The 21,517-nt window shown below is 40.1% G+C and carries 31 protein-coding genes; 2 read left to right on the top strand and 29 right to left on the bottom strand.

Annotated features, from left to right (window positions below; all coding sequences use genetic code 11):
* Window positions 1-120 precede the first annotated feature (120 nt).
* The gene (locus tag WAO84_RS03210) at window positions 121-1,245 is read left to right on the top strand and encodes a vWA domain-containing protein (protein ID WP_340063588.1); all 1,125 of its coding nucleotides are present in this window, start codon (window positions 121-123) and stop codon (window positions 1,243-1,245) included.
* A 37-nt stretch (window positions 1,246-1,282) separates the two neighbouring features.
* Window positions 1,283-2,746: a MoxR family ATPase gene (locus WAO84_RS03205; protein WP_340063587.1), complete on the top strand. Its 1,464-nt coding sequence runs from the start codon at window positions 1,283-1,285 to the stop codon at window positions 2,744-2,746.
* 146 nt (window positions 2,747-2,892) lie between these two features.
* On the opposite strand, the gene WAO84_RS03200 is transcribed toward WAO84_RS03205, so the two are convergent.
* The 29 genes from WAO84_RS03200 to rpsQ all read right to left on the bottom strand — a co-directional run bounded on the left by WAO84_RS03200 (window position 2,893) and on the right by rpsQ (window position 21,517).
* Window positions 2,893-4,140, bottom strand: coding sequence for a sulfate adenylyltransferase subunit 1 (locus WAO84_RS03200; RefSeq protein ID WP_340063586.1), 1,248 nt, complete (start codon window positions 4,138-4,140; stop codon window positions 2,893-2,895).
* Between the two features lie 5 nt (window positions 4,141-4,145).
* On the bottom strand, window positions 4,146-5,066 hold the full coding sequence (cysD, locus tag WAO84_RS03195; RefSeq protein ID WP_340063585.1) for a sulfate adenylyltransferase subunit CysD: 921 nt from the start codon (window positions 5,064-5,066) through the stop codon (window positions 4,146-4,148).
* A gap of 33 nt (window positions 5,067-5,099) precedes the next feature.
* The gene (locus WAO84_RS03190) at window positions 5,100-5,732 is read right to left on the bottom strand and encodes a phosphoadenosine phosphosulfate reductase domain-containing protein (RefSeq protein WP_340063584.1); all 633 of its coding nucleotides are present in this window, start codon (window positions 5,730-5,732) and stop codon (window positions 5,100-5,102) included.
* 5 nt (window positions 5,733-5,737) lie between these two features.
* Window positions 5,738-5,974 carry a DUF2061 domain-containing protein gene (locus WAO84_RS03185; protein WP_340063583.1) on the bottom strand — a complete coding sequence of 79 codons (237 nt, stop codon included), beginning with the start codon at window positions 5,972-5,974 and terminating at the stop codon, window positions 5,738-5,740.
* 77 nt (window positions 5,975-6,051) lie between these two features.
* Window positions 6,052-6,468, bottom strand: a complete 417-nt coding sequence (locus WAO84_RS03180; protein ID WP_340063582.1) for an RrF2 family transcriptional regulator — start codon at window positions 6,466-6,468, stop codon at window positions 6,052-6,054.
* Window positions 6,469-7,404 carry a citrulline utilization hydrolase CtlX gene (gene ctlX, locus WAO84_RS03175; protein WP_340063581.1) on the bottom strand — a complete coding sequence of 312 codons (936 nt, stop codon included), beginning with the start codon at window positions 7,402-7,404 and terminating at the stop codon, window positions 6,469-6,471.
* Window positions 7,405-7,498: 94 nt separating this feature from the next.
* On the bottom strand, window positions 7,499-8,413 hold the full coding sequence (locus WAO84_RS03170) for a dimethylarginine dimethylaminohydrolase family protein (protein WP_340063580.1): 915 nt from the start codon (window positions 8,411-8,413) through the stop codon (window positions 7,499-7,501).
* A gap of 75 nt (window positions 8,414-8,488) precedes the next feature.
* Window positions 8,489-9,772 carry a citrate synthase gene (locus tag WAO84_RS03165; protein ID WP_340063579.1) on the bottom strand — a complete coding sequence of 428 codons (1,284 nt, stop codon included), beginning with the start codon at window positions 9,770-9,772 and terminating at the stop codon, window positions 8,489-8,491.
* 152 nt (window positions 9,773-9,924) lie between these two features.
* Complete coding sequence (eno, locus tag WAO84_RS03160) at window positions 9,925-11,214, bottom strand: phosphopyruvate hydratase (protein WP_340063578.1); 1,290 nt, start codon at window positions 11,212-11,214, stop codon at window positions 9,925-9,927.
* Complete coding sequence (carA, locus tag WAO84_RS03155) at window positions 11,211-12,329, bottom strand: glutamine-hydrolyzing carbamoyl-phosphate synthase small subunit (RefSeq protein ID WP_340063577.1); 1,119 nt, start codon at window positions 12,327-12,329, stop codon at window positions 11,211-11,213. Before carA ends, eno begins: the two co-directional genes overlap by 4 nt.
* A 101-nt stretch (window positions 12,330-12,430) precedes the next feature.
* Window positions 12,431-12,949: a 50S ribosomal protein L17 gene (gene rplQ / locus WAO84_RS03150; protein WP_340063576.1), complete on the bottom strand. Its 519-nt coding sequence runs from the start codon at window positions 12,947-12,949 to the stop codon at window positions 12,431-12,433.
* A gap of 27 nt (window positions 12,950-12,976) precedes the next feature.
* The gene (locus WAO84_RS03145; RefSeq protein WP_340063575.1) at window positions 12,977-13,969 is read right to left on the bottom strand and encodes a DNA-directed RNA polymerase subunit alpha; all 993 of its coding nucleotides are present in this window, start codon (window positions 13,967-13,969) and stop codon (window positions 12,977-12,979) included.
* Between the two features lie 21 nt (window positions 13,970-13,990).
* Entirely contained in the window at window positions 13,991-14,596 is a 606-nt protein-coding gene (gene rpsD, locus WAO84_RS03140) for a 30S ribosomal protein S4 (RefSeq protein ID WP_340063574.1), read from the bottom strand.
* 96 nt (window positions 14,597-14,692) lie between these two features.
* Window positions 14,693-15,085: a 30S ribosomal protein S11 gene (gene rpsK, locus WAO84_RS03135; RefSeq protein ID WP_340063573.1), complete on the bottom strand. Its 393-nt coding sequence runs from the start codon at window positions 15,083-15,085 to the stop codon at window positions 14,693-14,695.
* Window positions 15,086-15,098: 13 nt separating this feature from the next.
* Window positions 15,099-15,473: a 30S ribosomal protein S13 gene (gene rpsM / locus WAO84_RS03130; protein WP_340063572.1), complete on the bottom strand. Its 375-nt coding sequence runs from the start codon at window positions 15,471-15,473 to the stop codon at window positions 15,099-15,101.
* Between the two features lie 3 nt (window positions 15,474-15,476).
* Window positions 15,477-15,593, bottom strand: coding sequence for a type B 50S ribosomal protein L36 (gene ykgO, locus WAO84_RS03125; RefSeq protein ID WP_074978891.1), 117 nt, complete (start codon window positions 15,591-15,593; stop codon window positions 15,477-15,479).
* A gap of 11 nt (window positions 15,594-15,604) precedes the next feature.
* Complete coding sequence (gene infA / locus WAO84_RS03120; protein ID WP_011710675.1) at window positions 15,605-15,820, bottom strand: translation initiation factor IF-1; 216 nt, start codon at window positions 15,818-15,820, stop codon at window positions 15,605-15,607.
* A gap of 3 nt (window positions 15,821-15,823) precedes the next feature.
* The gene (gene secY, locus WAO84_RS03115; RefSeq protein ID WP_340063571.1) at window positions 15,824-17,170 is read right to left on the bottom strand and encodes a preprotein translocase subunit SecY; all 1,347 of its coding nucleotides are present in this window, start codon (window positions 17,168-17,170) and stop codon (window positions 15,824-15,826) included.
* A 15-nt stretch (window positions 17,171-17,185) separates the two neighbouring features.
* Complete coding sequence (rplO, locus tag WAO84_RS03110; protein WP_340063570.1) at window positions 17,186-17,638, bottom strand: 50S ribosomal protein L15; 453 nt, start codon at window positions 17,636-17,638, stop codon at window positions 17,186-17,188.
* Between the two features lie 18 nt (window positions 17,639-17,656).
* Window positions 17,657-17,836: a 50S ribosomal protein L30 gene (gene rpmD / locus WAO84_RS03105; protein ID WP_340063569.1), complete on the bottom strand. Its 180-nt coding sequence runs from the start codon at window positions 17,834-17,836 to the stop codon at window positions 17,657-17,659.
* 19 nt (window positions 17,837-17,855) lie between these two features.
* Window positions 17,856-18,380, bottom strand: a complete 525-nt coding sequence (gene rpsE, locus WAO84_RS03100; protein ID WP_340063568.1) for a 30S ribosomal protein S5 — start codon at window positions 18,378-18,380, stop codon at window positions 17,856-17,858.
* 7 nt (window positions 18,381-18,387) lie between these two features.
* A complete protein-coding gene (gene rplR / locus WAO84_RS03095) occupies window positions 18,388-18,744 on the bottom strand; it encodes a 50S ribosomal protein L18 (protein WP_340063567.1) in 357 nt (118 codons plus the stop codon).
* 11 nt (window positions 18,745-18,755) lie between these two features.
* Window positions 18,756-19,298, bottom strand: coding sequence for a 50S ribosomal protein L6 (gene rplF, locus WAO84_RS03090; protein WP_340063566.1), 543 nt, complete (start codon window positions 19,296-19,298; stop codon window positions 18,756-18,758).
* Between the two features lie 18 nt (window positions 19,299-19,316).
* The gene (rpsH, locus tag WAO84_RS03085) at window positions 19,317-19,715 is read right to left on the bottom strand and encodes a 30S ribosomal protein S8 (RefSeq protein WP_340063565.1); all 399 of its coding nucleotides are present in this window, start codon (window positions 19,713-19,715) and stop codon (window positions 19,317-19,319) included.
* A gap of 20 nt (window positions 19,716-19,735) precedes the next feature.
* Window positions 19,736-20,005: a 30S ribosomal protein S14 gene (gene rpsN / locus WAO84_RS03080; protein WP_340063564.1), complete on the bottom strand. Its 270-nt coding sequence runs from the start codon at window positions 20,003-20,005 to the stop codon at window positions 19,736-19,738.
* Window positions 20,006-20,008: 3 nt separating this feature from the next.
* Window positions 20,009-20,560, bottom strand: a complete 552-nt coding sequence (rplE, locus tag WAO84_RS03075) for a 50S ribosomal protein L5 (RefSeq protein ID WP_340063563.1) — start codon at window positions 20,558-20,560, stop codon at window positions 20,009-20,011.
* A 2-nt stretch (window positions 20,561-20,562) separates the two neighbouring features.
* On the bottom strand, window positions 20,563-20,877 hold the full coding sequence (gene rplX / locus WAO84_RS03070) for a 50S ribosomal protein L24 (protein WP_340063562.1): 315 nt from the start codon (window positions 20,875-20,877) through the stop codon (window positions 20,563-20,565).
* 11 nt (window positions 20,878-20,888) lie between these two features.
* Window positions 20,889-21,257 carry a 50S ribosomal protein L14 gene (rplN, locus tag WAO84_RS03065; RefSeq protein WP_340063561.1) on the bottom strand — a complete coding sequence of 123 codons (369 nt, stop codon included), beginning with the start codon at window positions 21,255-21,257 and terminating at the stop codon, window positions 20,889-20,891.
* Between the two features lie 2 nt (window positions 21,258-21,259).
* On the bottom strand, window positions 21,260-21,517 hold the full coding sequence (gene rpsQ, locus WAO84_RS03060) for a 30S ribosomal protein S17 (RefSeq protein WP_340063560.1): 258 nt from the start codon (window positions 21,515-21,517) through the stop codon (window positions 21,260-21,262).

Here is a 21,517-nt window from a genome sequence, read left to right as displayed (position 1 = left end):
TTATTACTTCAAATACCTCTCAGGAGGATTGCCTAGCTATGTATTAATTAACAAAACTTTTAGGATATAAGGTGCGGCAGGCTGGCACCGCTATCTAAAAATTTGGTAATTTTAAGGGTCATGAAAAAAATGCATAATAGAAAAGGGTTTAGATTTGAAAAATATGAAACCCCTTATCAGGCTCCTTTTGATAAATTGTTTGATATTTTTAAGGAGCTTATAACCCACACATCAGGAGATGTAGATGAGGCACTGGACTGGCTCCGGCAATTGGATGAGGAATACCATCTTACCAATGAAGAATACACACTTGACGATTTTATTGAGGATCTTAAGAAGAAAGGATATTTACGTGAGGAGCTCGACACTAATGGCCAGGGCAGTATGGCTATTACAGCCAAAACTGAAAGAGCTATCAGGCAGCAGGCACTGGAGCAGATATTTGGAAAACTAAAAAGGAGCAAAGCCGGGAATCATAAAACATCCTACACAGGCACCGGAGATGAGCATGCAGGTGAATATCGTGAATACCGTTATGGAGACAGTATTGAACAAATATCTATGACAGAAAGCCTGAAAAATGCCCAAACCAATCACGGCATTGATAATTTTCAACTCACAGAAGAAGACCTCGTAGTAGAAGAAACCCGTTTTAAGGCGCAAATGAGTACTGTACTTATGATCGATATAAGTCATAGTATGATCCTCTATGGAGAAGATAGAATAACACCGGCAAAAAAAGTAGCTATGGCCCTGGCAGAATTGATTACTACAAGATATCCTAAAGACACGCTGGATATTCTGGTTTTTGGTAATGATGCCTGGCCCATTTCTATTAAGGACCTTCCTTATCTTCAGGTAGGGCCCTATCATACAAATACGGTAGCAGGGCTACAACTGGCCATGGATATGTTAAGGCGAAAGCGAAATACTAACAAACAAATTTTCATGATCACCGATGGCAAACCCAGTTGTATTAGAGAAAAAGACGGCTCTTATTATATGAATAGCGCCGGGCTGGACAGCTATATTGTAGGGAAATGTTATGATATGGCACGAATGGCCAGAAAACTACATATTCCAATTACTACCTTCATGATTGCCCAGGACCCGTATTTAAAACGTTTTGTAAAACACTTTACAGAAGCGAACAGAGGAAAGGCTTTTTATACCGGATTGCGGGGATTGGGTGAAATGATCTTTGAAGATTATGAACAAAACCGAAGGAAACGCATACGGGGATAAATTAGATTTTTAAAAGTATTGAAAGATAAATTGCTATATGAACTTTAAAACAATTAAGACGCTGGGGCAATTGCGAGAAGCCGGCTACCAGACGAAAAGCATAAAACAGGAACTCAGGGAAAATCTTATACAGAAAATAAAGAACCGGGAAAACATTTTTGAAGGCATTTATGGTTATGAAAACACAGTGGTCCCAGAGCTTGAAAGAGCCATTTTGTCCTGTCATAACATAAATTTACTGGGCTTACGCGGGCAGGCAAAAACAAGACTGGCACGTTTAATGACAAGACTCCTGGATGAGTGGATACCGGTAATAAGCGGATCGGAAATTAATGATGACCCTTTATTGCCCATTTCACGATATGCAAGAGACCTTATAGAAGAAAAAGGAGACCAGGCGCCCATAAGCTGGATACACCGAGAGGAACGATTTTTTGAAAAACTGGCCACGCCAGATGTTACCGTAGCAGATCTTATTGGTGATGTTGACCCTATTAAAGCTGCCAACCTTAAACTATCCTATGCAGATGACCGTGTTATACATTTTGGAATGATACCGCGAGCCAACCGCTGTATTTTTGTGATTAATGAGCTGCCTGATCTGCAAGCCAGGATACAAGTGGCCCTGTTCAATATACTGCAGGAAGGCGATGTGCAAATACGGGGCTTTAAAGTACGCCTGCCTTTAGATATTCAATTTGTTTTTACAGCCAATCCTGAGGATTATACCAATAGAGGAAGTATCGTTACCCCTTTAAAGGATCGAATCGGTTCTCAGATACTCACACACTATCCGCATGATATTGCTGTTGCCAAAAAGATCACTGCCCAGGAAGCCGGCATCAATCCCGAACAAATTAAAAAGATACACATCCCTCAGTTAGCAGGTGATTTGCTCGAGCAAATTAGTTTTGAAGCACGCGAAAGTGAGTTTATTGATGAAAAGAGCGGTGTAAGTGCCCGTATGAGTATCACTGCTTATGAGAATCTTATGAGTACTGCCGAGAGACGCTCACTACTTAACGGAGATGCAGAAACCACCGTACGTTTGGGAGATTTTACCGGAGTGATCCCTTCCATAACCGGGAAAGTAGAACTCGTATATGAAGGCGAACAGGAAGGTGCCGATGCAGTAGCGCTAAATTTGATAGAAGATAGTGTTAAAACCCTGTTCGCGTTGTACTTTCCAAAAATTGAAAAACTGGAAAAACCAGATGAAAACAGCCCATATCAGCCTTTGATCGAATGGTTTTTTGAAGAAAATAACATTGATCTGCACGATGACCTCAATGATGAAGAATACAAAAAGATACTGGATGAAGTTAAACCTCTGAGGGAACTTGTAAATACATTTCAACCCGATATCCCATCTAACGATCGTTATTTTATGATGGAGTTTCTACTTTGGGGGCTCGTAAGCTATAACAAACTCAATAAACAACGTTTTACAGAAGGCTATCAGTTTAAAGATGTGTATAGTAATATTATAAGGGGATTATAGTCCCGAAGGCATACGTACCAAATTCCGGGGCTTATTCGTAGAAGGCTTAAAACAAAGAGGACTGCGCAGTTGCAGTCCTCTTTTCAGAAAAATTCAAAAAACAGCATATAAATAAACAATTCTTAAAAAATTGTTTTCTTAAATCATTAGTTTTCTACAAAACCTACTGCACAGGTATTATGGGTCTGTGCATTGATAAGGATAAACACGCCATTGGCTCTGTTATCAGTAAAGGTATCGAGGTAAAGAGGACTTGCCAACCGTAGTTCTATCTTAGCAATATCGTTGAGGGCCAGTTTTGATGTTTCCAGTTTCAGGCCCGGATTTTCGGGAGGCACCATATACTGGATTTGCTGAAGTTTTGCCTGGTTGAGGCGGCTTCCGGCCTGAATATGGTATTTGTTTCCGGTACGCCCCTCTTCTTCATCCAGCCAAACTACCGTGGCATTAACCGTTCTGGCTTCCCCGGGTTCTTCTCCCGGTTTAACCAACAGAGCCCCTCTGCTAACATCTACATCACGGTCCAGTCTTATGACCACAGAGTCCCCTTTTTGTGCCTTTTTCATAATAGATTCGAACTTTCGTATTTCTTTTATCTTTGCTTCTTTTCCCGATGGAAGGATCTTAACAGATGCTCCTGTTTCTATTTCACCTTCATTAATGCGCCCTGTAATTCCCCTAAAATCAGCAAACTCATCATTCTGAACGTGAAGTACCTGTTGTACTTCCATACGAAAGCTTCTGAGACCTGCAGAAGATGAACTTATGGTATGCAGCAATGTGTTGAGTGTAGCGCCCTGATACCAGGGGGTATTGCCGGAAGCATGTACTACATTATCTCCTTTAAGAGAACTTATGGGAATAATATGTATCTCTGGTATATGGTATTGAGAACTATCTACCATATGTTTGATATCAGCCGCTATTTTCAGAAAAATGTCTTCGCTGTAATCTACCAGATCCATTTTATTGATACAGAAGATCACATTCTCCATACGCAGCAACTGGCTAATAAAAAAATGTCGGTAACTCTGCTCCAGGAGCCCTTTACGGGCATCAATGAGAATGATAGATATCTCTGCATTCGATGCGCCGGTAACCATGTTTCTGGTATATTCAACGTGCCCCGGGCTATCGGCAATAATAAACTTGCGTTGTCCGGTTGAAAAATAGATATGGGCAACATCTATGGTTATGCCCTGTTCCCTTTCTGCTATGAGGCCATCAGTAATTACCGAAAAGTCCAGATCAGACATCCCTTTTTCAATGGTTTTTTGCCTTACAAGCTCTTGTTGTTCTTTAGTGAGTGCGTGGTTATCAAACAATAGCCTCCCAATAAGGGTACTTTTACCATCATCTACACTTCCTGCCGTACTAATTCTAAGTATATCCATAATTCCTAAAAATAGCCCCCTTTCTTACGTTGCTCCAGGGCAGATTCGCTTCGTTTATCGTCGATCCTGGCTCCTCTTTCAGAATGGCCCGATGCTTTGTTCTCTTCGATTATTTTTTCAATATTGCCAGCGGTTGAACGTACCGCGGCCGTACAGGTCATATCCCCTACAGTACGAAAGCGTACCTTTTCAACAACAATTTCATCTGTATCTACTATATTCAAATAATTGGAATGGGCCAGATATGAGCCGTCACGTTTTACAAGCTTTCGTTCATGTGCGAAGTAGATCTCGGGAAGGTCCAGGTTTTCCTGAAGTATGTATTTCCATATATCTTCTTCGGTCCAGTTGCTAATGGGGAATGCTCTCACGTTCTGTCCAAAATCTATTTTTCCGTTGAGTATTTGAAAAGGTTCGGGTCGCTGGTTTTTGGCATCCCACTGTCCAAAATCATCCCGCACGGAAAAAATGCGTTCTTTAGCCCTGCTTTTTTCTTCATCTCTGCGGGCACCTCCCAGGCAGGCATCAAAACCAAATTCGTCTATGGCATCCAGCAAGGTTACAGTTTGCAGAGAATTACGACTGGCATATTTACCGGTCTCTTCTTTAACTTTATTCTGATCTATTGAATCCTGAACATAGCGTACAATGAGCTGTACACCCAATTGCCCGATAAGACGGTCCCGAAAACGTATGGTTTCAGGAAAATTGTGCCCGGTATCTATATGCAGGAAAGGAAAAGGTATGCGCGCCGGATAAAAGGCTTTGCGGGCTAAATGTGCCAGGGTAATAGAGTCTTTACCTCCGGAAAATAATAATACGGGCTTCTCAAATTGAGCCGCTACTTCGCGGAGTATATATATGCTTTCATCCTCAAGTGTCTGAAGATGTGTTTTTGTGATATTGCTGCTTTTGGGAGTCACCATTTTTTTCTGTTGAGTTCCTATAACTTTTTACATTTATGTGTGGTTTTCTTCTGTGGTTGCCAGATGGAGGCCACATTCACGGTTTTCCAATACTTTGGTAGGATCGTAATAAGTGAATTCATTCTCCAGTTTATTTTTGTTTAAGTACAGGTCTAATTCATCATCAGACCAGTAAAAAAAAGGGCTTACTTTTACTACCCCGTCATTTCCTCTGGTCACAATATCGAGTGAATCTCTAAACGCGGTCTGACCTTTTCGGAGATTGGTAAACCAGACATCGGGTTTATGTATTTCCATCGCTCTTTGAAAAGGCTCCAGTTTTACTTCATAGGTAAATTGTTTATGTAAAGGAGCATCTACCCCCGGTATTCCCATGGTAGCATCTCTGTGCGCAGCGGTGCGCAACGGCACATACAAATGTATATTAAGCTGTAATTGGGCTATTAAACGCTCTGCATGTTTATAGGTTTGAGGAGTATTATATCCCGTATCGCACCAGATAACCGGAATATCTGCTTTTGCTTTTGTACATGCATGCAAAATAGCAACTTCATACGGTCTGAAATTGGTAGTCACCAACGGCTTTTTAGCATAAGCTATCATAGCCTCAATGATCTCGACCGGTTTTTTTTCTTTGAACTCTCTATTAAGTTGTTCAATGTTCATAGGAGTTATTTTTTGGTGAATTTTGTCCACGCACGCTCATGGAAATAATACAGGATCATTTTTGAGATTACCTCTATGCTTCCAATGCCAAAAGCTATTTTAATATCTCCGGTAAGAAAGTACGATATGATCATCGTATCTAATGTACCTATAATACGCCAGGAAAGTGCCTTAAGTACCGATACACGATGGCTGCCGGCATTGAGTTTATGGTTTTCTGAACGAAATAAATCAATCAACATAATCTTGTTATTGCTTTTATTCAATTCAAATATACTATTAGTCTATCGATTTAGTAGAATAATTTAATAATTTTTTTTTATTTTTTTAAAACCAAATCCATAATTGTCTTATTTTCATACACTTGCAAGGTATTATCTCGAACTTCTAACATCATTTTATGGAGTACACATTCTTCTTCACTTATACAGTCGTCACATTTTTCGTAGTAATTTATACTCACACAGGGTAACATGGCTATAGGCCCTTCGAGCACTCTGTAAACTGAAGCAATGGTAATGGTCTCAGGATCTCTTAAAAGATAATATCCTCCTCCTTTTCCCATTTTTGAACCCAGAAAGCCATTTTTTTTGAGTTGAAGCAAAATGGCCTCTAAAAATTTTTTGGAAATACGTTCCTGTTGTGATATCTCTGAGATAAGTACTGGTTGATTAGCGCCTTTTTTGGCGAGATATGCGAGTGCCTTTAATCCGTATTTTGTTTTTTTTGAAAGCATTTAATTTACTTTGGGAAGAAATACCTCTGCCATCATACATCGGGCACTACCACCTCCACAGGTTTCTATGGTGGTAAGGTCACTGTACAAAAGTTTCCCGTGTTTTTCAAGGTCAGATCGCTGCTGCTCGTTTAAGCTAAGGTAAGCCGCCTTGCTCATTACAATATACTTGATATTTTCGTTATTTACAACCTGTAGCATATTACCGGCAAAATGATGCATCTGCGATTCACTTATTTCAATAATCTGCTTTCCATCTTCTTTAAGATGATTTACGACGTTTTTACGTTCTTTTTTATCATCAATAGCATCCAGGCAAATTACACACATGTTCTCACCCAGGCACATCATTACATTAGTGTGATAAACAGGTAATCGTTCTCCTTTTGCTGATTGAAATGCATTAAAAATAACGGGAGTGTATTCAAAATCTTCACAAAATTCTATAAACAGCTCTTCATCAGCTCTTGGAGACAGGGCACAATAGGCTTTACGGTTTATACGATCCAGTAGGAGACTTCCGGTTCCTTCCAAAAAAACCGATTCGTTTTCTGCATCTGTATAATCAACTACATTGGTAATTTCAAAACCCTCTTCTTCCAGCAAATCCAGAATATCTTCTCTTCTTTCTTTTCTTCGGTTTTCTGCAAACATAGGATAGATGGCAACAGAACCATTTTCGTGAAAGGAGATCCAGTTATTGGGAAAAACAGCATCGGGTGTATCTGGTTTCTCCAAATCTTCTACAACAATTACGGTAATCCCTGCTGTTCGTAACTGCTTCACAAAATCATCAAATTCTTTTCTGGCTCTTACTGCTATCTCTTTGTTTTTGATATCCAGTTCTTCCTGAAAGTAATTATTGACTGCTGTTTGCTCGTTCATTCTGAAACTGGCAGGGCGAATCATAAGAATGGTATTAGTTACCTGTTTCATTGTTGTATCTTATTTATTTTGGATTTTGTAGATGGCAAAATTAGCGATTTCCTATCGTGAAATGATCCTGTTTTATAAAATATCTCCTTACTTTTTAATCACGGATCAAGGGCAGTGTAGAACAACGCAACAACCCTTCTTGTTTGGCTATTTCAGAATATGGCACCTCTTCTACAGTAAAATCATTTTCCCGAAGCCAGGTATTGAGTCGGGTGAAATGTTTTTCAGAAACCACCACGTCTGGAGCAACCGAAAAAACATTAGAGAACATAGTGTACATCTCATCTCTGGTAATGTGAAATAAATTTTCTTTCCCAAAGAGCGATTGAAGATAGTCATAATCTGCAGGGTCTCTGAACCCTTCCCTATAAATAATAGCCTTGTTTTTACCTACGGGTTGAAAACAACAATCCAGGTGCAAAGCATTATCACGTGCTTCTGTATTTGATTTAATCAGATCAAACTCTTTAACGGTTTTATCCGGAAAAAACTCTCGTAGAAAATGTACCCCCTCCATATTGGTTCTCGCTGTGATTTGATCGGGATAATCTTTTCCTTTGTACGTACCCACAAAAATATGATCGTTCCACAGCATAACATCGCCTCCTTCTACATGTGCTTCTTCCGGAGGTTTGATCACTTTAGAACTCTCTACCATATCTACTATGTACTGAATAGCTTCCAGTTCCTGTTCTCTATCCGGGAGAATATTAGACTTAAAGAAAAAATCATCAATAACGAAGGCAATATCACGTGTAAAGATCTGGTTACAATCGGCAATAATCTTAGGTCGGTACACTTCTATACTGTATTTTTGGAAAACAGCATTCAGAGCCTCCATTTCGGCAACCATATCGGCTTCTACAGGATAGGTTCCGGCGAGAATGTGCTCAAGTGATTTAGGGTCATACGCCTCTTCTGCTTTTGGAGTGGGCCCGTTTTGCATCGCCGTTCCCAATACTACGGCTCTTAAACGGGAAGTCTCATCTTTAATATTAAGCTTCAACATAGCATACTATTTGGTCAAATATAAAAAAAGCAGCCATATGAACAGACTGCTTTTTACCAGGTTTTTTATATAATCCTATCTATCCTGGATAGGTTTAAATTCTCTTTGGTTGTAACCAACATATACCTGACGCGGACGCCCGATAGGTTCCTTTTTAAGGCGCATTTCTCTCCATTGAGCGATCCAGCCCGGTAAACGTCCCATAGCAAACATTACGGTAAACATATCTGTTGGAATACCCAGAGCCCGGTAAATAATACCAGAGTAAAAATCTACGTTGGGATAAAGTTTTCTGTCTACAAAATAGTTGTCATTCAACGCTTCCTGTTCCAGGGCTTTGGCAATATCTAATATAGGGTCGTCTATTCCCAGATCACCCAGTACTTCATCGGCCGCTTTCTTGATTATACGGGCACGCGGATCGAAATTTTTATATACTCTGTGACCAAAGCCCATAAGGCGGAAAGGATCGTTCTTATCTTTTGCTTTCCCCATATACTTTTTGGTATCACCACCATCTTCACGTATGGCCTCTAACATTTCTATTACTGCCTGGTTGGCTCCGCCGTGCAATGGCCCCCACAGGGCAGAGATACCGGCAGATATGGACGCAAATAATCCGGCATGCGAAGAACCTACAATACGAACGGTAGATGTAGAACAGTTTTGCTCATGATCTGCATGTAATATTAAAAGCTTATCGAGAGCCTCAATAACTACCGGGTTCTTCTTGTATTCTCTATTGGGCTTTTTAAACATCATCTTTACCACATTCTCTACATACCCAAGAGAGTCATCTCCATAATCCAGAGCGAGGCCTTCTTTTTTGCGAAGGGTCCATGCTACTAATACAGGAAACTTTCCTAAGATCCTTACAATGGCCCGATACATGGCTTCTTCTGAAGAAACATTCACTGAAATGGGGTTAAACGCAATGAGGGCACTGGTAAGTGACGACAAAACTCCCATAGGGTGCGCCGATTTGGGGAAACCATCCAGTATCTTTTTAACATCTTCATCTACATAAGATTCTGCTTTTATGTCGGCATCAAACCTGGCTAGTTGTTCTTTGGTAGGCAGCTCCCCAAAAATTAACAAATACGCTACTTCAAGGAAATCGGCTTTTTCAGCCAGTTCTTCAATAGAGTAGCCTCGATAACGCAAAATACCTTTTTCTCCATCGAGAAACGTAACCGCACTTTCACATGATCCGGTATTTTTATAACCGGGATCAATAGTGATCATTCCGGTAGATGCCCGTAGTGTTTTAATATCGATGGCCAATTCGTTTTCGGTACCCTCTATTACAGGAAACTTGTATTTATTTCCTTTGTATTCTATGGTAGCTGTATCTGACATTTAAGAAGTGATTTTATTAGTATTTGTAAGTGTTGCGAAATTAAGGAATAAAGTGTTAAAATTGGGTTAAGCCCCCACGTTTTTTGTTTAAAATGCAATAAAAAAGCGGATACTTTTTACCGTATCCGCTTATCGAAAGATCTTTTGCGTTTTTAAGAAACTTTGAAAGCCTTTTTTTGAGGAAAATAAGCTACTTCTCCAAGCTCTTCTTCTATTCTTAAAAGTTGATTATACTTTGCCATACGGTCTGAGCGGGAGGCAGAACCTGTTTTAATTTGTCCGGTATTTAAAGCTACTGCAAGGTCTGCAATGGTAGTATCTTCTGTTTCTCCCGAGCGATGTGACATTACCGAGGTATAACCGGCATTATGGGCCATATTAACGGCTGCAATGGTTTCTGTTAAGGTACCTATCTGATTTACTTTGATAAGGATAGAATTGGCTATACCATTGTCAATACCTTTTGACAAACGAACTACATTGGTTACAAAAAGGTCATCTCCTACGAGTTGTACTTTTTTGCCCACTTTTTCGGTTAACAGTTTCCAGCCTTCCCAGTCGTTCTCATCCATACCGTCTTCAATAGAAATTATTGGATACTGTTCTGAAAGATCTGCCAGATATTGCGCCTGCTCTTTTGATGAGCGAACGGCTCCTGTTTCTCCTTCAAAAATGGTGTAATCGTATTTCCCGTCTTTGTAAAATTCGGCAGATGCACAATCCAGGGCAATCATTACTTCATCTCCGGGTTTATAACCCGCATTTTCTATAGATTTTATAATGGTTTCCAGAGCATCTTCTGTCCCTTCCAGTTTAGGGGCAAAGCCTCCTTCATCTCCAACAGCGGTACTAAGCCCTCTGCTGTGTAATACTTTTTTAAGATGATGAAATATCTCTGTACCCATTTGCATGGCATGTGTAAAGTTTTTGGCTTTAACGGGCATCACCATAAATTCCTGAAAGGCAATAGGTGCATCGGAGTGAGACCCCCCATTAATAATATTCATCATAGGAACGGGAAGTGTATGTGCACTAACGCCTCCCACATAACGATACAAAGGCATCCCTAGTTCATTAGAAGCTGCTTTGGCCACTGCCAAGGAAACTCCCAAAATAGCATTGGCCCCGAGTTTGGACTTATTAGGGGTACCATCCAGCGCTATCATGGTATGGTCTATGCGGTTCTGTTCAAAAACAGACATGCCAATTAGTTTGGCTGCAATATGGTTATTTACGTTATCTACTGCTCCTGAAACGCCTTTGCCCATATATGCATTCCCTCCGTCTCTTAGTTCTACGGCTTCATGTTCGCCGGTAGATGCTCCTGAAGGTACGGCAGCTCTTCCCAGAATACCGCTTTCTGTCAATACATCCACTTCTACGGTAGGATTTCCCCGTGAATCTAAAATTTGTCTGGCATGAATGCTAACGATAATGCTCATACGGTCTCTAGTTTATGTTTTTTAATGTTTTCTATAAATTGATCAAATAAATACGAAGCATCGTGTGGCCCGGGGCTCGCCTCCGGGTGATATTGTACCGAAAAACAGTTTTTATTTTTTAAACGTATTCCGGCTACGGTATGGTCATTTAGGTGTACGTGTGTAATTTCTACATCCGGGTGTTTTTCGGTTTCTTCACGATTAATGGCAAAACCGTGATTTTGAGAAGTGATCTCACCCTTACCGGTCATCAGGTTCTTAACCGGGTGGTTAATACCTCTGTGACCGTGATGCATTTTATATGTGGAAATGCCATTGGCCAGAGCAATAACCTGATGCCCCAGACAAATACCAAAAAGCGGTAAATTTCTTTCTATGATCTGTTTAGCCAGTTCCTGTGCCTCTTTAAGTGGCTCAGGGTCACCGGGGCCGTTAGAAAGGAAATATCCGTCCGGGTCCCATTCTTGCATTTCTTCAAAACTGGTGTTGTAGGGAAATACTTTTACATATGCATCTCTATTAGCCAGGTTGCGAAGAATATTTTTCTTAATACCTATATCCAGAGCAGCAATGCGATAGGTTGCGTTTTCATTACCAAAGTAATAGGGCTTTTGGGTAGATACTTTGGATGCCAGTTCCAGTCCCTTCATGTCGGGAACTTTACTGAGTTGCTCCTTTAACTCATCCAGTTTATCAACTTCGGTAGTAATTACGGCATTCATAGCTCCGTGATCTCTAATATAGCTCACCAGTGCTCTTGTGTCCACATCTGAGATCGCCATAAGGTTATGCTTTTCGAAAAACGAAAGCAGGCTGTCATCGGCTGCGGGTCGTGAATAGTGATAGCTGAAGTTTTTACATACCAGACCGGCTATTTTTATCCCGTCAGATTCGTTTTCTTCATCTTTCACTCCATAGTTTCCAATATGGGCATTGGTGGTGACCATTATCTGCCCAAAATACGAGGGATCAGTAAAGATCTCCTGGTAACCGGTCATTCCCGTATTGAAACATACTTCTCCGAAGGCGCTGCCTTCCCGCCCTACTGCTTTTCCATAAAAAATGGTTCCATCAGCTAAGAGTATAAGGGCTTTTTTTTTCGATTCGTATTTCATTGCGATTATCTATACGGTATTAGTAAAGTTTCACAAAATAACATAAAAAAAAGGATAAACTAAAGAGTCTATCCTTTTTACTATATGGTATATCACCATGATTATTTATCTTCTGAAGGTGATTCCTTTTTATCTTCCACCGGTGCTTCGGTGTTTGCCGTTGTTTCGGTAGTTTCTTCCACCTTTTCAGCGGTTTCTGTATTTTTAGAACGACCCCTTCTAGTAGATTTCTTTTTGGTTGTTTTACCTGCGTTATATATTTCGTTATAATCAACCAATTCTATCATGGCCATCTCTGCGTTATCACCTAGCCTGTTACCGAGTTTGATGATCCTGGTATATCCTCCGGGACGATCTCCTACTTTAGCGGCTACCTCTCTAAAGAGTTCTGCAACTGCATACTTGTTCCTCAATCTTGAGAAAACCACACGTCTATTGTGAGTGGTATCCTCTTTTGATTTGGTAACTAGTGGCTCTACAAATTGTTTTAACGCTTTCGCTTTTGCAACGGTAGTATTAATACGCTTGTGTTCTATAAGTGAGCAGGCCATATTTGCCAGCATCGATTTTCTATGTGCTGATTTCCTGCCTAAATGATTTACTTTTTTTCCGTGTCTCATCTTTCCTAACTATTCAACTCAGAAGAGTTAATCTTTATCTAATTTATACTTTGACAGATCCATTCCGAAGCTCAACCCTTTAACGTTCACGAGTTCTTCGAGCTCGGTCAAGGATTTTTTACCAAAGTTCCTGAACTTCATCAGATCATTCTTGTTAAAAGATACCAGGTCACCCAGAGTATCTACTTCGGCTGCTTTAAGACAGTTGAGCGCTCGTACGGAAAGGTCCATATCTACCAGTTTGGTTTTAAGCAACTGTCGCATATGCAAAGATTCTTCATCATAAGTTTCTGTCTGTGCGATCTCATCGGCTTCCAATGTAATACGCTCGTCAGAAAACAACATGAAATGATGAATAAGGGTTTTAGCCGCTTCTGTTAGAGCATCCTTAGGATGTATAGAACCGTCGGAAACAATTTCAAAAACCAACTTTTCGTAGTCAGTTTTTTGCTCAACCCTGTAATTTTCGATGCTGTATTTTACGTTCTTAATAGGTGTAAAGATAGCATCGGTAGCTATAGTTCCAAGTGGAGCGTTGGTTTTCTTGTTCTCTTCTGCAGGAACATACCCTCTCCCTTTCTCTATAGTAATTTCCATGCTTATGTTAACGCTGGGTTCCATATTACAGATTACCAAATCGGGGTTTAGCACCTGAAATCCGGAAATAAACTTTTGGAAATCACCAGCAGTAAGTTGCTCTTTTCCTGTTACAGATATAGAAACGGTTTCGTTATCTATATCATCTATTTGCCTTTTAAAGCGTACCTGCTTGAGGTTCAGTATGATCTCGGTAACATCTTCTACCACGCCTTCAATGGTTGAGAACTCATGCTCAACTTTATCCATACGTACAGAAGTGATTGCAAAGCCTTCAAGTGAAGAAAGAAGCACTCTGCGAAGCGCGTTACCGATGGTTAAACCGTATCCGGGCTCCAAAGGGCGAAATTCAAATTTCCCTTCGAAATCGGATGAATCGATCATTATTACTTTATCGGGCTTCTGAAAATTAAATATTGCCATAATAGGACTGCTGTCTGATTATTATTTAGAGTATAACTCGACGATTAACTGTTCTTTTATATTTTCAGGAATCTGGATCCTTTCGGGAACAGTAACAAATATTCCTTCTTTTTTATCCTCGTTCCAGCTTATCCACTCATATACAGCACTGTTAGCTGCCAGAGAGTTTTCAATTACTTCAAGAGATTTTGATTTTTCTCTTACTCCTATTACATCTCCGGGTTTTACTGTAAAAGAAGGTATGTTTACGATTTCACCGTTTACAGTTATGTGTCTGTGTGATACCAATTGTCTGGCACCTCTTCTGGAAGGAGATATTCCCAAGCGAAAAACTACGTTATCAAGACGCGATTCACAAAGTTGAAGAAGTACCTCACCGGTAACTCCTTTACTTCTGTTTGCTTTTTCAAAAATATTCTTGAATTGTCTTTCAAGAATACCGTAGGTGTACTTGGCTTTTTGCTTTTCCATTAACTGGACAGCATATTCTGACTTTTTACCTCTCCTTCTGTTATTACCGTGCTGTCCCGGAGGGTAATTTCTTTTTTCAAAAGATTTGTCGTCCCCGAAAATCGCTTCACCAAACTTACGTGCGATTTTGGTTTTTGGACCTCTGTATCTTGCCATATTATAAAAATTAATGCGGGTTGATTATGAATTAAGGCTTATCCTTCGATAATCGTTTATTGAACCCTTTGTTGATATTAAAAAGTTGTAAATAAATTATACTCTTCTTCTTTTAGGAGGTCTGCATCCATTATGTGGTAATGGAGTAACATCAATTATCTCTGTTACTTCAATTCCCGAATTATGGATTGTCCTGATAGCAGACTCTCTTCCGTTACCTGGTCCTTTTACATAGACCTTCACTTTTCTGAGTCCGGCTTCCTGTGCAGATTTCGCAGCATCTTCTGCCGCTACCTGAGCAGCATAAGGTGTGTTTTTCTTAGAACCTCTAAATCCCATTTTCCCGGCAGATGACCATGATATTACATCTCCCTTTTTGTTAGTTAGGGAAATAATAATATTATTGAATGTTGCAGAGACATGAGCTTCACCAACAGATTCTACTATTACCTTACGCTTTTTGGAAGTTTTAGTATTTGACTTTGCCATTGTGTACTACGTATTATTTAGTTGCTTTCTTTTTATTGGCAACTGTTTTTCTCTTACCTTTTCTAGTTCTTGAGTTGTTTTTGGTACGCTGGCCCCTTAAAGGCAGGCCAATTCTGTGACGAATACCTCTGTAACAACCAATATCCATTAATCGCTTAATATTAAGCTGGATCTCAGAACGTAACTCACCTTCTATTTTAAAAGATGAAACTGCATCACGAATGCGACCTATCTCATTGTCATCCCAATCTGATACTTTTTTGTGTTCATCTACCTGAGCGGTTTGAAGTATTTGCTGTGCTCTGCTTTTTCCAATACCGAATATATAGGTTAATGCAATAACCCCTCTTTTATACTTTGGAATATCTACTCCTGCGATTCTTGCCATAACTTATCCTTGTCTTTGTTTAAATCTAGGATTCTTTTTATTGATTACGTATAATCTCCCCTTACGACGCACAATTTTGCACTCGGGACTTCTTTTTTTAAGTGATGCTCTAACTTTCATCTAACTTCTCTTTAATATCTGTATGTTATTCTAGCTTTTGTCAGGTCATACGGGCTCATCTCCAACTTTACCTTATCACCGGGAAGTAACTTGATATAATGCATGCGCATTTTACCAGATATGTGAGCGGTTACTACGTGTCCGTTCTCAAGTTCTACCCTGAACATAGCGTTAGATAATGCTTCGATAATTGTTCCGTCTTGTTCTATTGCAGCCTGTTTTGCCATAAATTATGCAACTACTTTTCTGTTTTTACCGGTTTTCATTAACCCGTCATAATGTCTGTTCAACAGATATGAATTTACCTGTTGCATCGTATCAATTGCCACCCCTACCATAATAAGGAGCGATGTACCTCCGTAAAACAGGGCCCAGCCTTGTTGTATTCCAACTATTTTCACTACTACTGCCGGTAATACGGCAATAAGAGCAAGGAACACAGAACCGGGAAAGGTTATAAGTGACATTATTTTATCCAGATAATCGGCCGTTTCCTTGCCGGGACGTATTCCGGGAATAAAACCTCCGCTTCTTTTAAGATCATCTGCCATTTTATTGGTTGGTACTGTAATAGCCGTATAGAAATATGTAAATACGATAATTAACAATGCAAAAACAATATTGTACCACAAACCGAAGATATCTCCAAAAGCTGCCTGAATGGACTGTGCTGTTTCTGATTCGGAGAGGCTGGCCAGCGCACTTGGCACAAACATTATGGCTTGTGCAAAGATGATAGGCATAACTCCGGATGCATTAAGCTTTAACGGAATATATTGTCTTGAACCAAACACATTTTTTTCATATCCGCCTGAAGCTGTTCTCCTTGCGTATTGTACCGGTATCTGACGTGTTGCCATTACTAACATAACACAAGCGAGTATTACAACAAACCAGATAATGATCTCTATGAGTATAAGCATAAGCCCCCCATTGTTTTCTGAAACTCTGGACACAAATTCCTGAGCAAAAGAAACGGGCAGTTGTGCAATAATACCCACCATAATTAGTAATGAGATCCCGTTACCAATACCTTTGTCTGTAATTTTCTCTCCTAACCACATCGCAAAGATGGTACCTGTTACCAGAATAAGTACGGCAGGGATCATAAAATCGAGGTCCCTACCCATTAAAAAGGCTGATGAAGGCACTCCCAGAGCTTCCAATCCATACAAGTATGCGGGTGCCTGTACTAAACAGATCCCAATGGTAAGCCAGCGGGTAATCTGATTAATGGTTTTACGGCCACTCTCTCCTTCTTTTTGAAGTTTCTGCAAATACGGAATCGCTATTCCCATAAGCTGCACTACAATAGAGGCTGAAATATAAGGCATGATCCCCAAAGCAAAAACGGAAGCATTTGCAAAAGCTCCTCCTGTAAATGCATTGAGAATACCCAGTAGGCCACCTCCATCTGTTCTATTTGTGAGCTCGCTTAACTGAACCGAATCAATACCGGGAAGTACTACGTGTGCGCCAAAGCGATACACCAGTAAGAGACCAAGAGTTACGATAATTCGCCCCTTGAGCTCTTCAATTTTCCAGATATTGTTAAGTGTCTCAATAAATTTCTTCATGGTCGGTTCGTTAGCTTATAAAGTTACTGCTTCACCCCCTGCCGCTTCAATAGCCTCTTTGGCACTGGCAGTAAATTTGTGTACGGATACTTTTAGTTTTGACTTTATTTCACCACCTCCCAGAATTTTCACGAGGTCACTGTTTTTGGCTAAACCATTTGCAACCAGAACATCCATATCTACGGTATCTGTCACGATCCCGTTATCTACCATATCCTGAAGTTTATTTAGGTTAATGCCTACGTACTCTTTTCGGTTAAAATTCTTAAAACCGAATTTGGGAACACGTCTTTGAAGTGGCATTTGTCCACCTTCAAAACCAATTTTCTTGGAATATCCGGAACGTGACTTTGCGCCTTTATGTCCTCTGGCAGCAGTACCTCCTTTTCCGGAGCCCTGCCCTCTTCCTAAACGTTTTCCTTTTTTATGAACTGAACCTTCTGCAGGTTGTAAGTTACTTAAATCCATGACTACACTGCGTATTGTCTAGGCTTCTTCTATTGAAACCAGGTGTTTAACTTTATTTACCATTCCAAGGATTGACGGTGTAGCATCATGCTCTACACTGTGTCCCATTTTTCTAAGTCCAAGTGCTTCGAGTGTTCTTTTTTGGTCCTCGGGACGCTTAATTTTACTTTTTACCTGCGTAACTTTAATCTTTCCCATTTCTTATATATCCTTGTAATTACCCATTAAATACTTTTTCGAGAGATATACCTCTTTGCGCAGCAATTGTTTTGGCATCTCTTAAACGCAACAAGGCATCAAAAGTAGCTTTTACCACATTATGAGGGTTGGAAGAGCCCTGAGACTTAGAGAGTACATCATGTACACCCACGGCTTCAAGTACGGCTCTTACCGCTCCACCTGCAATTACTCCTGTACCGTGAGATGCAGGTTGTAAATATACACGGGCACCGCCGTATTTACCTTTTTGCTCATGCGGCACTGTACCTTTAACAAGAGGAATACGAACCAGGTTTTTCTTAGCATCTTCTACTGCTTTCGAAATAGCCTCTGCCACTTCTTTTGATTTACCAAGTCCGTGACCTACTACGCCGTTTTCATCTCCCACTACTACAATAGCAGAAAAACCAAAAGCTCTACCTCCTTTAGTAACTTTAGTAACTCTTTGTACCCCAACGAGCCTGTCTTTAAGTTCAAGGCCGCCTGGTTTTACAAGTTCTACGTTTTTATAATTTTGATACATAACTTATTTAAAATTTAAGTCCGCCTTCTCTGGCTCCTTCTGCCAATGATTTTACTCTTCCGTGATACAGATATCCGCCTCTATCAAATGAAATAGTTTCTATTCCAGCTTTAAGTGCTTTATCTGCGATCGCTTTTCCTACTCTGTTGGCAACTTCGGTTTTGTTACCTTCAGAGGCATTAATGTCTTTGTCGCGAGAAGATGCAGCGGCGAGAGTAGTACCGGTAGTATCATCAACTATCTGGGCGTAAATTTCTTTATTGCTTCTAAAAACAGCAAGCCTCGGTCTTGCGGGAGTACCGCTAACCACCTTTTTTATCCTCTTTTTAATGCGTTGTCTTCTTTCAGTCTTTGATAATGCCATTTTGCTAATTATTAAGCTGATTTACCTGCTTTTCTTCTTAATTGTTCACCCACAAACTTAACTCCTTTACCTTTGTAAGGCTCCGGCTTACGGAAAGAACGGATCTTTGCCGCGACATGACCTACTAACTGTTTGTCATGTGAAGTTAATTTGATTATAGGGTTCTTACCTTTTTCAGATATAGTTTCCACTTTTACCTCAGGAGCCAGTTCAAAAACAATATTATGGGAAAAACCAAGAGCTAAATCTAGTTTTTGACCCTGATTGCTGGCCCTGTATCCTACCCCTACGAGTTCCAACTCTTTGGTAAAACCTTTTGAAACCCCTTCTACCATGTTATTGATAAGAGATCGGTATAAACCTTGTTTTGCTCTTTGAGCTTTAGAGTTACTTGTAGTCTCCAGTGTTACTACTCCATCTTCCTGTTTTACAAGAATATCTTTAATATCCTGGGTCAATTCTCCTAATTTTCCCTTTACAGATACCAGGCCGTCATTGATCGTAACGGTGACACCTTCAGGAACATTTATTGGACTTTTACCTATTCTTGACATTTTTTTTGTCTTTATTTTTTAGTAAACGTAACATAATACTTCACCGCCCACGTTCTCTTCACGTGCCTGCTTGCTGGTCATTACTCCGTGCGAAGTAGAGACTATGGCAATTCCCAGGCCGTTAAGTACTCTTGGGAGGCTGTCTGCACCCGTATATTTTCTAAGACCGGGCTTACTTATACGCTGCAATTTTCGTATTACGGGCTCTTTGGTAAGTTTATCGTACTTAAGAGCAATTTTTATATTACCCTGTACTTCCTTATCTTCAAACTTATAGCTCAGGATATATCCCTGATCAAAAAGGATCTTGGTGATCTCTTTTTTAAGCTTGGAAGCCGGTATATCAACCACTCTGTGGCCAGCGCTGTTAGCGTTTCTAATTCTTGTTAAATAATCTGCTATAGGATCTGTATACATCTTAATATCCTTTTAAACTTTTACCAACTTGCTTTTTTAACACCCGGGATAAGGCCCTGATTTGCCATTTCTCTGAATGTTACACGAGAAATCCCGAATGTACGCATATAGCCTCTGGGTCTTCCGGTAAGTTTACAACGGTTGTGTAAACGTACAGGCGAAGCATTTTTAGGGAGCTTTTGCAATGCCTCATAATCTCCGGCTTCTTTTAAAGCCTTTCTTTTTTCAGCATATTTTGCAACCAGTTTTTGCCTCTTTACCTCACGGGCTTTCATTGATTCTTTAGCCATACTTTAATTCTTTTTAAAAGGTAATCCTAATTCGCTTAGTAATGATTTTGCTTCTTTATCTGTAGCAGCACTGGTTACAAATGTAATATCCATACCAGCGATCTTATTCACTTTATCGATATTTATCTCAGGGAAAATAATCTGCTCGGTAACACCGAGGTTATAATTTCCTCTACCGTCAAATCCGGTAGCTTTAATGCCGCCAAAATCTCTTACCCTTGGCAAAGCCGAAGTAATGAGCCTGTCTAAAAACTCATACATTCTTTCACCCCTAAGGGTTACTTTGGCGCCAATAGGCATACCTTTTCGAAGCTTAAAAGATGCTACGTCTTTCTTTGAAACTGTAGAAACTGCTTTTTGACCGGATATAGTAGTTAATTCTTCCACAGCGTGGTCTATTAACTTTTTATCAGCTACAGCTGCACCTACTCCACGGCTTATCACAATCTTTTGAAGCTTAGGAACCTGCATTACGTTGTTGTATGCAAACTCTTCCATAAGCGCACCGACTACTCTTTCTTTGTACTCTTGCTTTAATCTTGGAATGTAAGCCATAACTATATTACTTCGTTAGATTTCTTAGCGATTCTCACTTTTTTACCATCTCTCTCCTCTATTCCAACCCTGGTAGGCTCTTTAGACTTAGGGTCTAACAGCGACAGGTTTGAAATATGAACAGGAGCTTCTTTCTGAACAATACCACCCTGAGGATTTTGAGCACTGGGCTTGGTGTGTTTAGACACCAGGTTTACGCCTTCAACGATAGCCTTGTTCTTTTCACGATCTACCCTGAGTACCTTACCTTCTGACCCTTTGTGGTCTCCGGCAATTACTTTAACGGTATCTCCTGATTTTATCTTTAGCTTTACCATTTTAAAATGTCTTAAAGCACCTCAGGTGCTAATGATACGATCTTCATAAATTGTTTATCGCGAAGTTCTCTTGCCACAGGACCAAAAACCCGAGTTCCTCTCATCTCGCCGGTTGCATTCAAAAGAACACAAGCATTATCGTCGAAACGGATATAAGAACCATCTGGTCTTCTTACTTCCTTTTTGGTACGAACCACCACTGCTGTAGAAACCTGCCCTTTTTTAACACTTCCGTTAGGAGTAGCATCTTTTACAGTAACTACGATTTTATCACCTACAGAGGCATATCTTCTTTTTGTACCTCCCAAAACACGGATAGTCAAAACTTCTTTGGCCCCGGTGTTGTCAGCTACTTTTAATCTTGATTCTTGTTGTACCATAATTACTTCGCTCTTTCAATGATTTCAACTAATCTCCAACTTTTGGATTTACTGAGCGGACGTGTTTCCATGATCCTTACGGTATCTCCAATGTTGCAATCGTTCTTTTCGTCGTGCGCAACGTATTTCTTAGTTTTTAACACGAACTTTCCGTACATAGGGTGTTTTACTTTTTTAACCTCGGCAACAACTATGGACTTCTCCATTTTGTTACTGGTTACCACACCTATTCTTTCTTTTCTTAAATTTCTTTTTTCCAT

The sequence above is a fragment of the Ascidiimonas aurantiaca genome (genome assembly GCF_037646345.1).
GTDB lineage: Bacteria > Bacteroidota > Bacteroidia > Flavobacteriales > Flavobacteriaceae > Ascidiimonas > Ascidiimonas aurantiaca.
This window is presented reverse-complemented; position numbering and strand designations above follow the sequence as displayed.